At 68.5% G+C, this 15001-nt stretch carries 13 protein-coding genes; 10 read left to right on the top strand and 3 right to left on the bottom strand.

The genetic code is table 11. The annotated features are described in order from the left end of the window. Window position 1 precedes the first annotated feature (1 nt). The 3 genes from ABZX92_RS32165 (at window position 2) to lysA (ending at window position 2641) form a co-directional block, all read left to right on the top strand. Window positions 2-532, top strand: coding sequence for a potassium-transporting ATPase subunit C (locus ABZX92_RS32165; RefSeq protein ID WP_355567649.1), 531 nt, complete (start codon window positions 2-4; stop codon window positions 530-532). A gap of 15 nt (window positions 533-547) precedes the next feature. After that, window positions 548-1225 carry a response regulator gene (locus ABZX92_RS32160; RefSeq protein ID WP_355567646.1) on the top strand — a complete coding sequence of 226 codons (678 nt, stop codon included), beginning with the start codon at window positions 548-550 and terminating at the stop codon, window positions 1223-1225. Between the two features lie 105 nt (window positions 1226-1330). Beyond that, a complete protein-coding gene (gene lysA / locus ABZX92_RS32155; protein ID WP_355567643.1) occupies window positions 1331-2641 on the top strand; it encodes a diaminopimelate decarboxylase in 1311 nt (436 codons plus the stop codon). 12 nt (window positions 2642-2653) lie between these two features. Here lysA and sph read toward each other — a convergent pair whose 3' ends face one another. Beyond that, window positions 2654-3577 (bottom strand): sphingomyelin phosphodiesterase, encoded by a 924-nt coding sequence (gene sph / locus ABZX92_RS32150; RefSeq protein WP_355567640.1) that lies wholly within the window; start codon window positions 3575-3577, stop codon window positions 2654-2656. Window positions 3578-3742: 165 nt separating this feature from the next. Here sph and ABZX92_RS32145 point away from each other — a divergent pair, with 165 nt between their 5' ends. Beyond that, on the top strand, window positions 3743-4126 hold the full coding sequence (locus tag ABZX92_RS32145) for a hypothetical protein (protein ID WP_355567637.1): 384 nt from the start codon (window positions 3743-3745) through the stop codon (window positions 4124-4126). Between the two features lies 1 nt (window position 4127). Continuing rightward, window positions 4128-6689 (top strand): Hsp70 family protein, encoded by a 2562-nt coding sequence (locus ABZX92_RS32140; RefSeq protein WP_355567635.1) that lies wholly within the window; start codon window positions 4128-4130, stop codon window positions 6687-6689. On the opposite strand, the gene ABZX92_RS32135 is transcribed toward ABZX92_RS32140, so the two are convergent. Then, window positions 6660-7346, bottom strand: a complete 687-nt coding sequence (locus ABZX92_RS32135) for an FCD domain-containing protein (protein ID WP_355567632.1) — start codon at window positions 7344-7346, stop codon at window positions 6660-6662. The genes ABZX92_RS32140 and ABZX92_RS32135 overlap by 30 nt on opposite strands. A gap of 77 nt (window positions 7347-7423) precedes the next feature. On the opposite strand from ABZX92_RS32135, the gene ABZX92_RS32130 reads away from it, so the two are divergent. The 4 genes from ABZX92_RS32130 to ABZX92_RS32115 are packed head-to-tail and all read left to right on the top strand — an operon-like array spanning window position 7424 to window position 12287. Next, the gene (locus tag ABZX92_RS32130; RefSeq protein ID WP_355567629.1) at window positions 7424-8686 is read left to right on the top strand and encodes an ABC transporter substrate-binding protein; all 1263 of its coding nucleotides are present in this window, start codon (window positions 7424-7426) and stop codon (window positions 8684-8686) included. A gap of 1 nt (window position 8687) precedes the next feature. Continuing rightward, a complete protein-coding gene (locus ABZX92_RS32125) occupies window positions 8688-9524 on the top strand; it encodes a sugar ABC transporter permease (protein ID WP_355567626.1) in 837 nt (278 codons plus the stop codon). A gap of 1 nt (window position 9525) precedes the next feature. Next, a complete protein-coding gene (locus ABZX92_RS32120; protein ID WP_355567623.1) occupies window positions 9526-10347 on the top strand; it encodes a carbohydrate ABC transporter permease in 822 nt (273 codons plus the stop codon). Further along, window positions 10344-12287, top strand: coding sequence for an alpha-galactosidase (locus ABZX92_RS32115; protein WP_355567620.1), 1944 nt, complete (start codon window positions 10344-10346; stop codon window positions 12285-12287). Before ABZX92_RS32120 ends, ABZX92_RS32115 begins: the two co-directional genes overlap by 4 nt. Here the strand turns inward: ABZX92_RS32115 and ABZX92_RS32110 are convergent. Continuing rightward, a complete protein-coding gene (locus ABZX92_RS32110) occupies window positions 12274-12864 on the bottom strand; it encodes a bifunctional 4-hydroxy-2-oxoglutarate aldolase/2-dehydro-3-deoxy-phosphogluconate aldolase (protein WP_355567618.1) in 591 nt (196 codons plus the stop codon). The genes ABZX92_RS32115 and ABZX92_RS32110 overlap by 14 nt on opposite strands. A 48-nt stretch (window positions 12865-12912) precedes the next feature. On the opposite strand from ABZX92_RS32110, the gene ABZX92_RS32105 reads away from it, so the two are divergent. Further along, window positions 12913-14925, top strand: a complete 2013-nt coding sequence (locus tag ABZX92_RS32105) for a hypothetical protein (protein WP_355567615.1) — start codon at window positions 12913-12915, stop codon at window positions 14923-14925. Window positions 14926-15001: the final 76 nt, after the last annotated feature.

Genomic DNA, 15001 nt, shown 5'->3' with positions numbered 1-15001 from the left:
CATGGAGAACTTTCTGAAGCAGTCGTGGGCGGGCCTGCGGATCCTGCTCGCCCTCACCGTGCTCCTCGGGGTGCTGTACCCCTTGTCCGTGTGGGGTGTTTCGCGCTTGCCCGGCCTGCGCGCCAACGCCGAAGCAACGGACACCACTCTTGTTGCGGTTGCCCGGGAAGGCGACAAGTACTTCGTGCCGCGCCCGTCCGCCGCGACCCTGCCAGCGTCCGGTGGTTCGAACAAGGGCGAGCTCAACGAGGACTACACCAAGGTGATCGCCGGGCGCCGTGCGCAGATCGCCCAGCGGGAAGGCGTCTCCGAGGACCAGGTGCCGCAGGACGCCGTCACCGCCTCGGCTTCCGGCCTCGACCCGGACATCAGCCCGGAATACGCGGCCTTGCAGGTGCCCCGCGTGGCGCGCGCGTCCGGGCTGTCCGTGGAGAAGGTCCGGGATTTGGTGGCTGCCGGCACTCACGGCACTTTCACCACCACCGTCAACGTGACCGCGCTGAACCGCGCCATCGACAGCGCGACCAGGTGACGAGGAGGCCGCAGGATGACGTCAGTGCTGGTGGTCGACGACGAACCGCAGATCGTCCGCGCGTTGAGGATCAACCTCAGCGCGCGCGGCTACGACGTGATGACGGCCTACGACGGTAAATCCGCTCTCGGCGTGGCCGTGGCGGGCAAGCCCGACGTCGTGGTCCTGGATCTGGGCCTCCCGGACCTCGACGGCGTGGAGGTGATCGCGGGCCTGCGCGGGTGGTCCGCGATCCCGATCATCGTCCTCTCCGCCCGCACCGACTCCGCGGCCAAGGTGGAAGCCCTGGACGCGGGTGCCGACGACTACGTCACCAAGCCGTTCGGCATGGACGAGCTCCTGGCCCGCCTGCGCGCGGCCGTGCGTCGCGGCCTGGCCCGCGACGGGGGAGACCCGATCGTCGAAACCTCGTCGTTCATCGTCGATCTGGCGGTGAAGAAGGTGCGCCGCGACGGCCACGAAATCCATCTCACGCCAACGGAGTGGGGCCTGGTCGAGATCCTGGCCCGCAACCCGGGCCGGCTCGTCTCCCAGAAACAGCTCCTGCAGGAGGTCTGGGGCCCGATGCACGTCAACGAGTCCCAGTACCTGCGCGTCTACTTCGCCCAGCTCCGGCGCAAGCTGGAAGCCGACCCGGCCCACCCCCGGCACCTGATCACCGAGCCGGGCATGGGCTACCGCCTGGAGCTGTGACCGGGGCCATCGTGATCGTCAGGATCGCGTCAAAGTGAGCCGTGCCGGTGTCAGGGTCTCGTCCGGGGCCTGGGAAAGCCCGATCGGCGGGCGTGCACTTGAGCCATGACACTCGCGGAGTTGCTGCCCAGCATCGGATGCGCCACCGAGCCGGTGCTGGAAGAGGGCCTGTGGCCGGACGAAACTCACCTGTCCGGCGCGGACCTCGTCATCGGTGGAGTCCCCGCCACGCGCCTCGCCGCCCAGTTCGGCACCCCGTGCCAGGTCCTGGACGAGGAAACGGTTCGACGCCGCGCCCGGTCGTTCGTCGAAACGCTTCCGGGCGCCGAGGTCGTGTTCGCGGGCAAGTCGTTGCCCTGCCCCGAGGTCTACCGCTGGATGGCCTCGGAGGGTCTCTCGCTCGACGTCTCCTCGGCCGGCGAACTGGCCCTCGCGAAGGCCGCCGGGTTCCCCGCGCGGCGAATCGTCATGCACGGCAACGTGAAGACCGCCGAGGACCTCAAGGCCGCTCTGGAGCACGGGGTCTCGCGGATCGTGGTCGACTCGTTCGACGAGATCGCCCAGCTCGGCGCTCTCGCCCGCCACGGTCAGGAGGTCATGATCCGCGTGACGCCCGGCGTGGACGCCCACACCCACGCCGCGATCGCGACGGGCGTGGAAGACCAGAAGTTCGGTTTCTCACTGGCTTCCGGCGCGGCCCTGGAAGCCGTCCTCCGCGTGGTGGAGCAGCCTTCGTTGCGGCTCGTCGGCCTGCACTGCCACATCGGCTCGCAGGTCCGCCACGTCGCGTCCTACGAGGAAACCGTGCGCCGGATGGTCGGCCTGATCGCGTCGTGCGGTGTCCGCATCGACCAGCTGGACCTCGGCGGTGGTTTCTGCGCTCCTCACCTGCCGGGGGAGCAGGAGTTCGACCTCTTCGGCTTCGCCCAGCGGGTTCGCGGCACCCTCCACTACGAATGCGCGCTGCACCGGGTGCCGGTGCCTCGCGTCCTGATCGAACCGGGTCGCTCGATCGTCGCGAACGCAGGCGTGACCCTGTACCGGGTCTGCGCGGTCAAGCGTGGCGTCCGAACCTTCGTGGCCGTCGACGGCGGCATGAGCGACAACCCGCGCCCGTCCTTGTACGGCGCCAAGTACGCCGTCCGCCTGGTGGGCCGGGGCGGCAAGCAGCAGCCGATGACCGTGGTGGGCAGGCACTGCGAGGCAGGCGACGTACTGGCCGAGGACGTACCGCTACCGGCCGACGTGCACGCGGGCGACCTCCTGGCCGTACCCGCGACAGGCGCCTACCACCACGCCCTGGCCTCGAACTACAACCAGGTCTGCCGCCCACCGATCATCGCGGTGAACGACGGCGTGGCACGGCCGATCGTGCGCCGGGAAACCGAGGAGGACCTGCTGCGCCGCTACGTCTGACCGCACCCGTGCTCAACCGGCGAACACGGGGTAGTGGTCGGACAGATCGGTGTAGGTGGACTTGCGTCCCCATGAGGTGACCGACCACTCCGGACTCTTCACCCGTCGCGTCTCGTTGCGCAGCACCGGCCCCTGGATCGTCAGCACGTAGTCGAGGTGCTCGGACGCGTACTCGGGCCCGTACTGTTCGCGGCAGATGCTGTTGTCCGCGCAGTCCCACGAGAACGGATGCCCGACCACCTCAGGAGTCGACGCGCCCAGCTCGGCGACCATCCGCGGGAACTCGTCAGAAGCCTTGACGACGTTCATGTCGCCCGCCACGTACACCGGCTCGGACGCGGGGATGTGGCGAGCGGCCAGGAACGACCTGATCTCGGCACGCTGCGTCGTCCGGTACCCGGCCGGAGCCGAGGTGCAGGTCGAGTCCTCGGCCTGCATGTGCGTGCCGATGACGTGGATCGGCCCGGACGGCGCGTCGATCCGCACGTACGCGAACCCCTTGTTGGAGAACCAGTCCGCGCCGCACGCGTCGTGGTAGACGTGCTGCACCCGTGTCGTGATCGGCCACCGGCTCAGCACCGCGACCCCGCCGTCCTCCGGCGTCGACGAGCTGTAGGAGCCCGAGGTCTGGTCCCACCCGGCCGTACTGCGGCCGAGCACCGGGGTCTGGTGCGGGTAGGTGTCGCGGAGGTTCGTCAGCAACCGGTCCGAGGCGGCGTTGTCGAACGCCTCGTTGAGCACCACCACGTCCTGGCCGGTGAACACCCCGGTGCTGTCGATCAGGTCGGCGCGCTGCAGCTGACCCCAGTTCGGATACAGGTTCCGCGACAGCATGAACACGTTGTAGGTGGCGATCTTCGGAGCGGCCGGGGCGGCGACCGCGGGGGCGGCCGAGATCGTGAGCACGACGGCGGCGGCGAGCGTGATCAGGCGCATGAGCCCCGATGGTGAAGTACGTGAAGAATATTCACAACCGCTGGAGCATGACCAGATGGTGTCGTATCGATCAAGGACGGATGAATCGCAGGCGGGTAACACCGCGTGCCGCACCGGCGACTGACTTCTTGCCTGAGCCGTCCAGTCCGCCGGGGGAGAGCCGCCGTGCCGCGCGAGATCGAGTTCGTCGTCGTGAATCCGGACGGCGATGCCCATGCCGCCAGTGAGGCGAGCGAAGGGCTGCTGGAAGAGCTCGACCGGCTCGGCTTCGACCGGCTCGACCGGGCCACCACGACGACGGACGAGCGGGGCACGCGCTCCGGCACCGTCGCGATCGTCGGCACGCTGGTCGGGATCGTGTCGTCGCCCGCGGTGCTGCGCGGGGCGGTGGAGGTCGTGAAGAGCTGGCTGGTGCGGCGGGAACGCGGGACGGTGAAGATCACCTGCGGCGAGGACGTGCTCGAGCTGAACGCGGTGTCGAAGTCTCAGCAGGAAGCGCTGGTCCAGGCGTTCCTGGCTCGGCACGCCCCGGAGATCGACGCGGACTGACATGGCCCGCAGATGCCTGATCATCGCGAACCAGCACTACGAGGACCCGGTGTTCGGCGAGCTGCCCGGTGCGGCTCAGGACGCCTTGGCGCTGTCCGAGGTGCTCACCCGTCCGGAGATCGGCGGCTTCGACGTCACCGTGGTCCAGAACGCCGGCAGCACGAAGTTCCGGCGCGCGGTCGAGTCGTTCTTCCACGCCGCCGCCCGTGACGACCTGCTGTGGTTGCACATCTCCTGCCACGGCATGAAGAACCGCGACAACCGCCTCTACCTGGTCGGCTCGGACACCGAGAACGACTACCTCGCCGCGACCGGAGTCGACTGCACGTTCGTGAGCGACCAGGTGGAGAGCTGCCGGTCGAACCAGATCGTCGTCTTCCTGGACTGCTGCTACAGCGGCGCCTACAGCAGGGGCCTGCGCACCCGCGGCACCGAGTCGGTCGACGTCGCCGAGGCGTTCGACGGACGCGGCCGGGTGGTGATCACCGCCTCGAACGCCCTGCAGTTCAGCCACGAGTCCGTGCTCAGCAGCCGGGACGCCGCCGAGCCGTCGATCTTCACCCAGGCGATCGTGAACGGGCTGCGCACCGGCGACGCCGATCTCGACCTCGACGGCAGCATCAGCGTCGACGAGCTGTACGAGTACGTCTACCGGGAGGTGCGCACCCGGCTGCCGAACCAGACGCCCACCCGCAGCGTCTCCAGCGCGGAAGGCACGCTCGTGCTGGCGCGCAACGTCCGCACCGCCTCGGCGCAGCTGCCGGCCGAGCTCGTGCGGGCGAGCCGGAGTCCGTTGAGCTGGCAGCGCATCGGGGTCGTGCACGAGCTGGAGAACCGGCTGGGCAGCCGCCACGAGGTCGTCCGCGCGGCCGCCGCGGACCTGCTCGCCGAACTGACGCGGGACGCCGACCCCGTGGTCGCCGCACAGGCACGAGCGATGTGGCTCGGCCGCGGCCTCGGCGAGCTTCCCGTTGGCGCACAACCAGAACACGAGACCTGGGACGTCACCACGCGGGCGGTCGGCATCGACTTCGGCACCACCAACTCGGCCGTCGCCGCGGTGGTCGACGGCGAATGCCGGATCGTGCTCAACGAGTTCGGCAACCGCACCACGCCGAGCGTCGCCGCCCTGACCGCGGAAGGGGAGTGGCTGGTCGGCGAACGCGCGAAGAACCAGGCGGCCGCGAACCCGGAACGCACCTTCTCGTCGGTCAAGCTGAAGCTCGGCTCCAGCTGGTCCACCGAGATCGACGGCCGGCGGTACAGCGCCGAGGACATCGCCGCGATCATCCTCCGCCATCTCAAACGAAGTGCGGAACAGACGCTGAAATCGCAGATCGTGGACGTCGTGCTGACCGTGCCCGCCTACTTCACCCTGGCGGAACGCCGGGCGCTGGTCGAGGCGGCGCACCAGGCAGACCTGCACGTGAAGCGCGTGGTGACCGAGCCGAACGCGGCCGCGCTCGCGTACGGGATGGGCGATGACCTCGACAAGACCGAAGGAGCGGACAACTTCGTCCTGGTGCTGGACCTCGGTGGAGGCACGTTCGACGTGTCGCTGCTCGACGTCGGCTTCGTGCCGGCCAGCAGTCCTCCGGAATCGGCGGACGATGTCGTGATCATGGACGTCTACGCGATGAGCGGCGACAACCGGCTGGGTGGTGACGACTGGGACCTGCGGATCTGTGAATGGCTGTGTGCGAGGTTCCACGCGGCCACCGGGATCGACCTCACGGCGGACGCGTCGGCGCTGCGCCGGGTCCGCGAGGCGGCGGAACGCGCGAAGATCGAACTGTCGGGTGCCCGGTCGGCCACCATCACCGTGCCTTACGTCTCGGCCGGGTTCACGCTGGAGGACGAGCTTTCCCGCGAGCGCTTCGAGGAGATCAGCGCCGACCTGCTGGACCGCGTCCGGCGGCCGATCGATCGGGTGCTGAAGGACGCCGGCGTCAAGATCGCCGGGATCAAGCAGGTGTTGCTGGTGGGCGGAGCCGCGCGCATGCCCGTGATCGGCGCGCTCGTGGCGGAGCTGACCGGAGTCGCGCTCCGGCGCGGGCTGATCCCGGACGGCGTGGCGATCGGTGCCGCACTCCAGGCGGGCGTGATGACGGGAGACGTCAGGGATCTGCTGCTGTACGACGCGGTCCCGTGGTCGCTGGGCGTCGAGATCGGTGACGGCGTGCTCGTGAAGATCATCGAACGCAACACGACCATCCCGATGAAACGCAGCGAGATCTTCCGGACCGCCGCTGACGGCCAGCGTTCGGTGCAGGTCCGGCTGTACCAGGGCGAGGGCGAGCAGGCCGTGGCCAACCTGTGCCTGGGCACGTTCACGCTGACCGGGCTGGCGAAGACCGACAGGGACGCGTCGCAGATCGAGGTCACGATCGACATCGATCAGAACTGCACGGTGCGGGTGACCGCCACGGACCTGGCCGGGGGTGCGAAGCACACGATGGTCGTCGACGCGGAAAGCGCCCGCAACGTCGCCGCGCACGACCCCGGTGCCCGGCTGATGGGGATCCCGCCGAAGCTATCGGAGCCGATCCAGATCCGCCCCTGACTTGTCGACCAACGCGCGCATCGCCTCGTAGGCCGCTTCCGGATCGCGCGCGGTGATCGCGTCCAGCACCGCGCGGTGCGACGGCACCGGGTCGTCGTCCACGTTGCCGTGCACGAGCTTGTCCCGCTCCGCCAGCCCGATCGCGATGATCCGCTCGACCTGCGTCAGGAAAGCGTTGTGCGTGGCCGCCATCAGCAGCCGGTGGAACTCCAGGTCTGCCCGGACGGTCGCGGCCAGGTCGCGCGCCGACGCCATCCGCTCCAGGGCGCCGCGGAGAGCCTCGATGTCCGCGTCCGACGCGCGCTCGGCGGCCAGGCGAGCCGCGGCCGGTTCGACGATCACCCGCATCTCGGTCAGCTCGTCGAACAGCCCGTGGTCGGCGCCGGCCTCGGTCTGCCAGCGCATCACGTCGGTGTCCAGCAGGTTCCACGACGAGCGCGGCTGCACGAACGTCCCGCGCTTCTGCCGCGCGTCGATCATGCCCTTGGCGGACAACACCTTCAGTGCCTCGCGCAACGCTGTCAGCGACACGTCGAGCTCCTCGCGCAACGCCGGGAGGTCGAGGGTGTCGCCCTCGCCGATCTCGCCGGCGAGGATCCGGCCCGCCAGCGCCTCGACGGTCTGGCCGTGCACGCCCCGTAGCCGCTTCTCGCTCATGGGGTCAGATCATACGGCACATCATAAATTATGAATTATTCTTGACTTGATCATGACGTGGGCGCAATCTGTCCGCCATGGACAGGCGTCACTTCCTCCGCGTCACCGCCGCCGCGGGTGCAGGGCTGCTCGTGAGCGGCACAGCATCCTGCGCCACGTCGGCGTCTTCCGGCCCGGTCTCCCAGACCGCGGGCACGGCCACGATCCAGTCGAACCTCTCGGCGCCCGCGGCTAAGGCGGCGATCGACGCACTGGTGAAGGCGTTCAACGACAGGAAGGGCGCGCAGGTCTCGGTCAACACCGTGGCCTCGGAGACCTTCCGCACCCAGCTGCCGAGCTACCTGACTTCGGCCAACCCGCCCGACCTCTTCACCTGGTACCCCGGCGCGCTGCTCACCGGGTACGAGAAGAAGGGCCTGCTGCTCGACGTCAGCGACGTCTGGCAGACCATGGGCGACTACCCGCAGGCGTTCAAGACGTTGAGCGGCAAGGTGTTCGTTCCGACCACGTACTACTGGTGGGGCTTCTTCTACCGCAAGTCGAACTTCCAGAAGTGGGGCGTCACCCCGCCGAAGACGTGGACCGAGTTCGTCGACCTGTGCAAGACGTTGCAGGGCAAGGGCGTCATCCCGCTCGGCATGGGCGCTGGCTCCGACTCGCCGTGGACCGCGTCGAGCTGGTTCGACTACTTCAACATCCGCATCAACGGCGCGACCTTCCACCGCGAGCTGCTGGCGGGCAAGCAGAAGTTCGACGACCCGAAGGTCAAGGCGATCTTCACGCCGTGGCGCGAGGTCCTGCCGCACACCGACCCGAACGGCACCGCGATCGGCTTCCAGGAGGCCACTACCGCGATGCTGCAGGGCCGCACGGGCATGCTGCTCACCGGCGCGTTCTTCGCCGACGCGGCACCGAAGGACGCGATCGACGACATCGACTTCTTCCGGTTCCCGATCATCGACCCGAAGGTGCCGCTCGCCGAGGAGGGCCCGACCGACGGCTTCTTCGCGAGCGCCAAGTCCCCGCACGTCAAGGAACTGAAGGAGTTCCTGACCTACGCGGCGACGGCGGAGGGTCAGGAGGCCTACATCAAGGCCTCGTCGGGCACGGTGCTGCCCACGCACCCGAACGCGAAGGACTCCGGCACGCCACTGGTCCAAAAGGGACGCGCGCATCTCAAGGAGGCCGCGGAGATCACCCAGTTCTTCAACCGCGATTCCAGTGACGCGTTGCAGCCCACGGCCGACGCCGCGCTGATCAAGTTCCTGCAGCAGCCCGACCAGGTGGACTCGATCCTCACGACGTGGCAGAAGGCCGCCGAGCAGGTGTGGTCGAGCTGACATGACCAGAAGCTTCACCAGGGTCCCTCCGATCCTGCTGCTGTTCGTGCTCATCCCGTTGCTGGTGGAGGGGTTCTGGGTCTTCTGGCCCGCTGTGCAGGGCTTCTGGCTCGCGCTGACGAACTGGGACGGTGTCTCGCCGCCCCAGTTCGTCGGGCTCGGCAACTACGCCAGGATGATCGACGACCCGGTCTTCCACACCGCCGTCACCAACACCGCGATCTGGCTCGTGCTCTTCGGCGGGTTGTCCGCGGTCGGCGGCCTCGGGATGGCCGTGCTGCTGCAGAAGGAACGTCGCGGCGTCGGGTTCTACCGCGCGGCGCTGTTCGTGCCCGTGGTGTTCTCGCTCGTCGCCACCTCGTTGATCTGGCAGGTGCTCTACCAGCCGGGCGGGATCTTCGACTCCTCGCCGCTGGCCGACCCGGACACCGCGATCTACGCGGTGCTGGTTCCGGCGCTGTGGCGGCAGGTCGGGTACGTGATGGTGCTGTACCTGGCCGGTCTCAAGGGCATCGACCCCGGGCTGTACGAAGCGGCCACTTTGGACGGTGCCACCGCGTGGCAGAAGTTCCGGCACATCACCTGGCCGCAGCTCAGCTCGGTCAACTCGGTGGTGCTGTCGGTGATCGTGATCGACTCGCTGCGGTCGTTCGACGTGGTGTGGTCGATGACGCGCGGCGGGCCCTACCACTCGTCCGAGCTGCTCAGCACGTACATGTACTCGACCGCGTTCCAGTCGCTGAAGCTCGGCTACGCCTCCGCGCTGGCCGTCGTCATCTTCCTGCTGGCGTTCGGCGTGATCGTGACCTACCTCGTCCGCGCGTTCCGGGAGAACTGAGATGGCTAGTCGCACTTCCGGCCGCGTCTTCCACGCCGTGGCGGGCACGGTCTCCGTGCTGTGGCTGTTGCCGATCGCCGCGGTGATCATCACCGCGTTCCGCAGTTTCGACGACATCGCCGCCAACGGGCTGGCTGCCGTGCCGCAGTCGTTCACGTTCGCCGGGTTCGGCGACGCGTGGACCAACGGCGGTGCGGGCGCCATGTGGAACAGCGTGCTCGTCACGGTGCCCACGGTGTTCCTGTCGCTGGCTCTGAGCTCGGCGGCGGCGTATGCGTTGAGCCGCTTCGAGATTCCCGGCCGGCGCACGATCATCCTGCTCATGCTGGCCGGAAACCTGCTGCCACCGCAGATCCTGCTCGTGCCGGTGTCGAAGCTGACCGAGCTGCTCGGCATCTACGACACCCTGATCGCGCTGATCGTCGTGCAGGTCGGGTTCGGGCTCGGCTTCTACACCTTCGTGCTGCAGGGCTTCATGCGTGCCATGCCGAACGAGGTGCAGGAGGCGGCCACGATCGACGGTGCCGGTCCGGTGCAGATCTTCTGGCGGATCGTGTTGCCGATGACCCGGCCCGCGCTGGCGGCTCTCGCTGCGCTGGCGTTCACGTGGATCTTCAACGACCTGCTGTGGGCGATCACCGTGCTGCGGTCGTCGTCCGTCATGCCCGTGACACCGGCGCTGTTGGCGTTGCAGGGCCAGTACGTCTCCAACTGGAACGTCATCGCGGCGGGCTCGGTGATCGCGGCCATTCCGACCGTGGCGGTGTTCCTGCGGTTCCAACGGCACTTCATCTCCGGACTCGCGGTGGGAGCGGTCAAATGACGTGGACCCTTCGGATGGCGACCACCTCGTACACGGTGGCCGTCGAACCGGGCGGCCGCTGGGCCGAACTGGTGGCGTGGGGCCCGCACGGAGTCGAGGCCGGGCCGTCGCCGCTGAAGAACCTCGGCGACATCCACTTCATCACCGAAGCGGACGCGGCACCGGTCGAGTACGTGCCGCGCGGGCAGCGTCCGTTCACCGGCGCCGACCTGGAACTCCCCGGCGACTCGTGGTTCACGTTCGCCGGCGCCACCGAATCTGACGGTGTGCTGCGGCTTGCGTTCGCGGACGACCAGGCCGGCCTTCGTGCCGTGCTCTGCTACCGCCCGGAAACGGCGGTGGACGTGCTCAACCGGTGGGTCGAGCTCACCAACACGTCCGATGAACCGAAGCGATTCGACCAGATCGGCTCGGCGGGCGTGTGTCTGCCAGTCAGCAGCCCGCGACTGTCCTTTCTGCACGGTGAGTGGGCACGTGAGTTCCAGCTGGACCACGTGACGCTCCCCGCGGGCGGGTTCCGAATCGGCAGCTCCTACGGCGTTCCCGGGCACAATCACGCGCCCTGGTTGTCCGTGGACGACACGTGGGGTGTGTCGCTGGCGTGGTCCGGGTCCTGGGAGATCACGGCCGAGGTCGAGCCTTCCGGGCTCACGCGCGTGCGTGCCGGGATGCTCGGCCCGGTCGTGGTCGAGCCGGGGGAGACCTTCGCAACGCCCGAACTCGCCCTGGCGTGCTCCACCGGGAGTCTCGCGCAGGTCTGGCACGCTTACGACCGGCTGCGTTCGAGGCCGGCCCGCAAGCCTGTCCTGTACAACTCGTGGGAGGCAACGGGCTTCGAGGTCTCGCTGCCCAAGCAACGTGAGCTGGCCGCGCTAGCCGCCGAGATCGGTGTCGAGCTGTTCGTGGTCGACGACGGCTGGTTCGTCGGCCGGCACGACGACACCGGCGGCCTCGGCGACTGGTACCCGGAGTCGCCGGACTTCGGCGCGTTCGTCGACGATGTGCGGGGCATGGGCCTGGAGTTCGGCCTGTGGGTCGAACCGGAGTGCGTCAGCCCGAAGTCGCAGCTCTACGCCGAGCACCCGGACTGGGTGTACCGGCTGCCCGGTCGCGAGCCCACGCTGATCCGCAACCAGCTGCTGCTCAACCTGGGCCTGCCCGAGGTCTACGAGTTCGTCGTGTCCACTCTGGACCGGTTGCTGACCGGCTACCGGATCAGCTACCTCAAGTGGGACATGAACCGCCCGGCCACCGAGCGTTCCGGCGAGCTCGACAACGCCCATGTCCGCAACTACTGGCGCGTCCTGGACCACTTGCGTGCGAAACACCCACATGTGCTGGTCGAAGGTTGCGCGGGCGGCGGCGGCCGAACCGACCTGGCCACCACGGGCCGCGTGGACGTCGTGTGGCCCAGCGACAACACCGCGCCGCTGGACCGCCTGAAGATCCAGCACGGCTTCCTGCACATGCACGCGCCGCACCTGATGTCGTCGTGGGTGACCGACGCGCCCGGCCTGTTCGACGCCCGCCCGCGCTCGCTCAAGTTCCGCTTCGTGCTGGCGATGGCGGGCGTGCTGGGCATCGGCGCCGACCTCCGCCACTGGACCCGTGAGGAACGCGAAGAGGCCGCCGTGCTCATCAAGTGGTACAAGAACATCCGCGACATCGTGCACGGCGGCGACGTGCATCTGCTGAACGACGCGATTCAGTACTCGGGCATCGATCGCGTGGTCGTGCTGGCCTGGAACACCGGCGCGCTGACCGGCGTGCCGACCGTGCCCGGCCAGTCGTCACGGGTGAAGCTGAAGGGGCTGACCGCTCAGTCCTATGTGGACGAGGACGGAGAGGTCTACTCGGCCGCGCACCTGACCCACGTCGGCCTGCCGCTGAACTGGTCGCCGTCGAATGACGCCGAAGTCGTGGTGCTCAAGCCTGTATGAGGGCTTTGATCTCGTCGAGTGGCGTGCGGGCGAGAGCCGATCCGACTCCGCACGCCACCGCCCCTGCGGCAAGCCAGTCCGGCACGTCCGCCGGTGCCACCCCGCCAGTCGGCACCAACGGCGCGTATGGCAGCACAGCCAGCACGTCCTTCACCCACTGCGGCGTCGGCGCCGGAAACACCTTCACCGCGTCCGCGCCCATCTCCAGCGCCTGCACCACCTCGGAAACCGTCCCGGCACCCGGCAGGACGGCCGCGCCGTACCGATGCCCGGCCCGGATCACCGACAGCTCCAGGTTGGGCGCCACCAGGAACTGAGCCCCAGCACGGATCGCGGCTACCGCAGACGCCTCGTCGAGCACGGAACCCGCGCCGATCACGGCGTCCGGATAGGTCTGCCGGAGGTGCTGGATCGCCTGCGGCGCCTGAGGGTTCGTCAGCGGGAGCTCCAGCGACGTCAGGCCCGCGTCCAGCAGCGGAACGGCGGCCTTGACGGCGGAGTCGGCGTCAGGCGTGCGCACGATCGCGATGATGCCCTGCCGCACGACTGCCTGGGTGATTTCGTAGCGGTAGCTCACGCCGTCAGACTACTACACATAAATTACGAATTATTGTAGGGTCGCCGCATGTCCGTTCGCAGAGTCGCGTTGGTCATCGCCTTGACGTCCCTGATGACGACGCCCGCATACGCAGGTGACGACCAGGGAGCGCCCACTTACTACGACAGTGGTGTCGCCAGGACCCCGTACATGGGGTGGAACACGTACTTCGGCCTTGGTGCGCCGAACGAGCAGGACATCCGCAGCGTCGCGGACCATCTCGTGAACACCGGCCTGCGCGACGCGGGCTACAACATCGTGTGGATCGACGGCGGCTGGAACGCGCCGACTCCTCGGGACGCTCAGGGGAACCTGGTCGAGGACCCGGCGAAGTTCCCCGGTGGCTTCCCCAAGCTGGTGCGGGACCTGCACACCCAGGGGCTCAAGGCCGGCATCTACACCGACGCGGGACCGTCCGACGGTGAGCACTGCGCGGCCGGTAGCGGTGGCGGCTACTACGAGAAGGACGCGAAACGGTTCGCCGACTGGAAGTTCGACGCCATCAAGATCGATTTCCTGTGCGGGATCTTCGCGAACCTCAAGCCCGCGCAGGCGTTCGCGGACTTCTCGAAGGCGGTGCGGAAGGCCGGCCGCCCGATGGTCCTCAACCTCTGCAACCCGGTCACCGACGAGTGGGGCGTCCCGCACACACCGGACCAGGTCGCGGGCATCTCCTACACGTTCGGCCCGCGGTACGCCGACTCGTGGCGCACCAGCACGGACGTCGCGTTCGGCACGCCGTACGAGGGCATCTGGCGTGACGTGCTGCGCAACATGGACCGCAACGCCTACCACCCCGAGTCGCAGGGCCCCGGTCACTACAACGACCCGGACTACCTGATCCCGATGCGCAAGACCCAGCAGGGCACCTACGAGCTCAACGAGGAGGAGTCCACCTCGCAGTTCGTGATGTGGGCCCAGATGTCCTCGCCGCTGATCATCGGATCCGACCCGCGCACGCTGCCGCCGTCGATGATCAGCACGCTCAAGAACCCCGAGATCCTCGCGGTCGACCAGGACCCCCTTGCCATCCAGGGCGTGCGCGTCGCGTCGACCGGTGACACCGACACCTACAGCAAGGTGTTGTCCCGCAAGGGCGAGCGCTCGGTCGTGCTGCTGAACCGCCGCGACGTTCCGGCCGAGATGACGGTGAACTTCGCCGACGCCGGTCTGAAGGGCAGCGTTTCGGTGCGCGACCTGCGGGCCCGCGCCGACCGGGGCACGGTGGCCGACAAGTACACGGTCACGGTTCCCGCGCACGGCACCGCGATGGTCAAGCTGCGCGGCATCGACCTCGTGCCCGGCGAGGCCGTCGGCGACAACGCCACCGCGTCACCCGCCATCGCCCGCGTCGGCGACGAAGCGCTCGTGTTCGAACGCGGCACCGGCGGCGAGCTGAAGATGCTGCGCGGCGGCAAGTGGTCCAGCCTGGGCAAGTCGATCCAGGGCCAGCCCGCTGTCCGCACGGTCGGCAGCGACGTCGAGGTCACCGTCCGCGGCAACGACAACCGCGCCTGGCAGCGCACCCTCCACAACGGACGGTGGAACGACTGGAAGCCGCTCGGTGGCAAGCTCACCGACGCGCCGACCGTGAGCCAGGACGGCACGATCGTCGCTCGCGGTGAGGACGGCGAGGTCTGGCAGTACAACGGCACGTGGAGCTCGTTGGGCGCTCCAGGTGACGCCCCGATCTACGGCCGTCCGAGCGTGGCCGGCGGCTACGTCGCCGTGCGGACCGCGGACGACAGCGTGTGGGTGCGACCGGTCGGGTCAGGCGACTGGACGTCACTCGGTGGCGTGATCTCCGGCAGCCCGACGATGGTCGAGTACTCCGACCGGATCTACCTGTTCGCGCGGGCGAGCGACTACACGCTCTGGCAGGTCAACCGCACGGACGGCGCGTGGGGCGGCTGGTTCAAGCGCGGCGAGTTTCCGAGCAACTCGCTCGTCGGCGCCGTCGGTGCTACTGCTGGACCCGACGGTTCCGCGTGGGCAGTGGTGCGCGGACCGGACAACAAGGTCTACCGGCAGAAGCTCTAGGAGAACCATGAAGTGCGCGGTGGTGTCGGGTGCGGCAGCGGGAATCGGTGCCGCCACGGCACAGCACCTGACCGAC

Source organism: Lentzea sp. NPDC006480 (assembly GCF_040611995.1).
Classification (GTDB): Bacteria; Actinomycetota; Actinomycetes; order Mycobacteriales; family Pseudonocardiaceae; genus Lentzea.
The sequence above is the reverse complement of the archived record's forward strand: the minus strand, read 5'-3'. Positions and strand labels throughout refer to the sequence as shown.

What these genes read in the sequence shown, in the direction of transcription:
- ABZX92_RS32105 (WP_355567615.1), top strand. Translation starts at nt 12,913, where the DNA reads ATGTCCGTTCGCAGAGTCGCGTTGGTCATCGCCTTGACGTCCCTGATG.
- ABZX92_RS32165 (WP_355567649.1), top strand. Translation starts at nt 2, where the DNA reads ATGGAGAACTTTCTGAAGCAGTCGTGGGCGGGCCTGCGGATCCTGCTC.
- ABZX92_RS32160 (WP_355567646.1), top strand. Translation starts at nt 548, where the DNA reads ATGACGTCAGTGCTGGTGGTCGACGACGAACCGCAGATCGTCCGCGCG.
- sph (WP_355567640.1), bottom strand. Translation starts at nt 3,577, where the DNA reads ATGCGCCTGATCACGCTCGCCGCCGCCGTCGTGCTCACGATCTCGGCC.
- ABZX92_RS32120 (WP_355567623.1), top strand. Translation starts at nt 9,526, where the DNA reads ATGGCTAGTCGCACTTCCGGCCGCGTCTTCCACGCCGTGGCGGGCACG.
- ABZX92_RS32130 (WP_355567629.1), top strand. Translation starts at nt 7,424, where the DNA reads ATGGACAGGCGTCACTTCCTCCGCGTCACCGCCGCCGCGGGTGCAGGG.
- ABZX92_RS32135 (WP_355567632.1), bottom strand. Translation starts at nt 7,346, where the DNA reads ATGAGCGAGAAGCGGCTACGGGGCGTGCACGGCCAGACCGTCGAGGCG.
- ABZX92_RS32125 (WP_355567626.1), top strand. Translation starts at nt 8,688, where the DNA reads ATGACCAGAAGCTTCACCAGGGTCCCTCCGATCCTGCTGCTGTTCGTG.
- lysA (WP_355567643.1), top strand. Translation starts at nt 1,331, where the DNA reads ATGACACTCGCGGAGTTGCTGCCCAGCATCGGATGCGCCACCGAGCCG.
- ABZX92_RS32140 (WP_355567635.1), top strand. Translation starts at nt 4,128, where the DNA reads ATGGCCCGCAGATGCCTGATCATCGCGAACCAGCACTACGAGGACCCG.
- ABZX92_RS32115 (WP_355567620.1), top strand. Translation starts at nt 10,344, where the DNA reads ATGACGTGGACCCTTCGGATGGCGACCACCTCGTACACGGTGGCCGTC.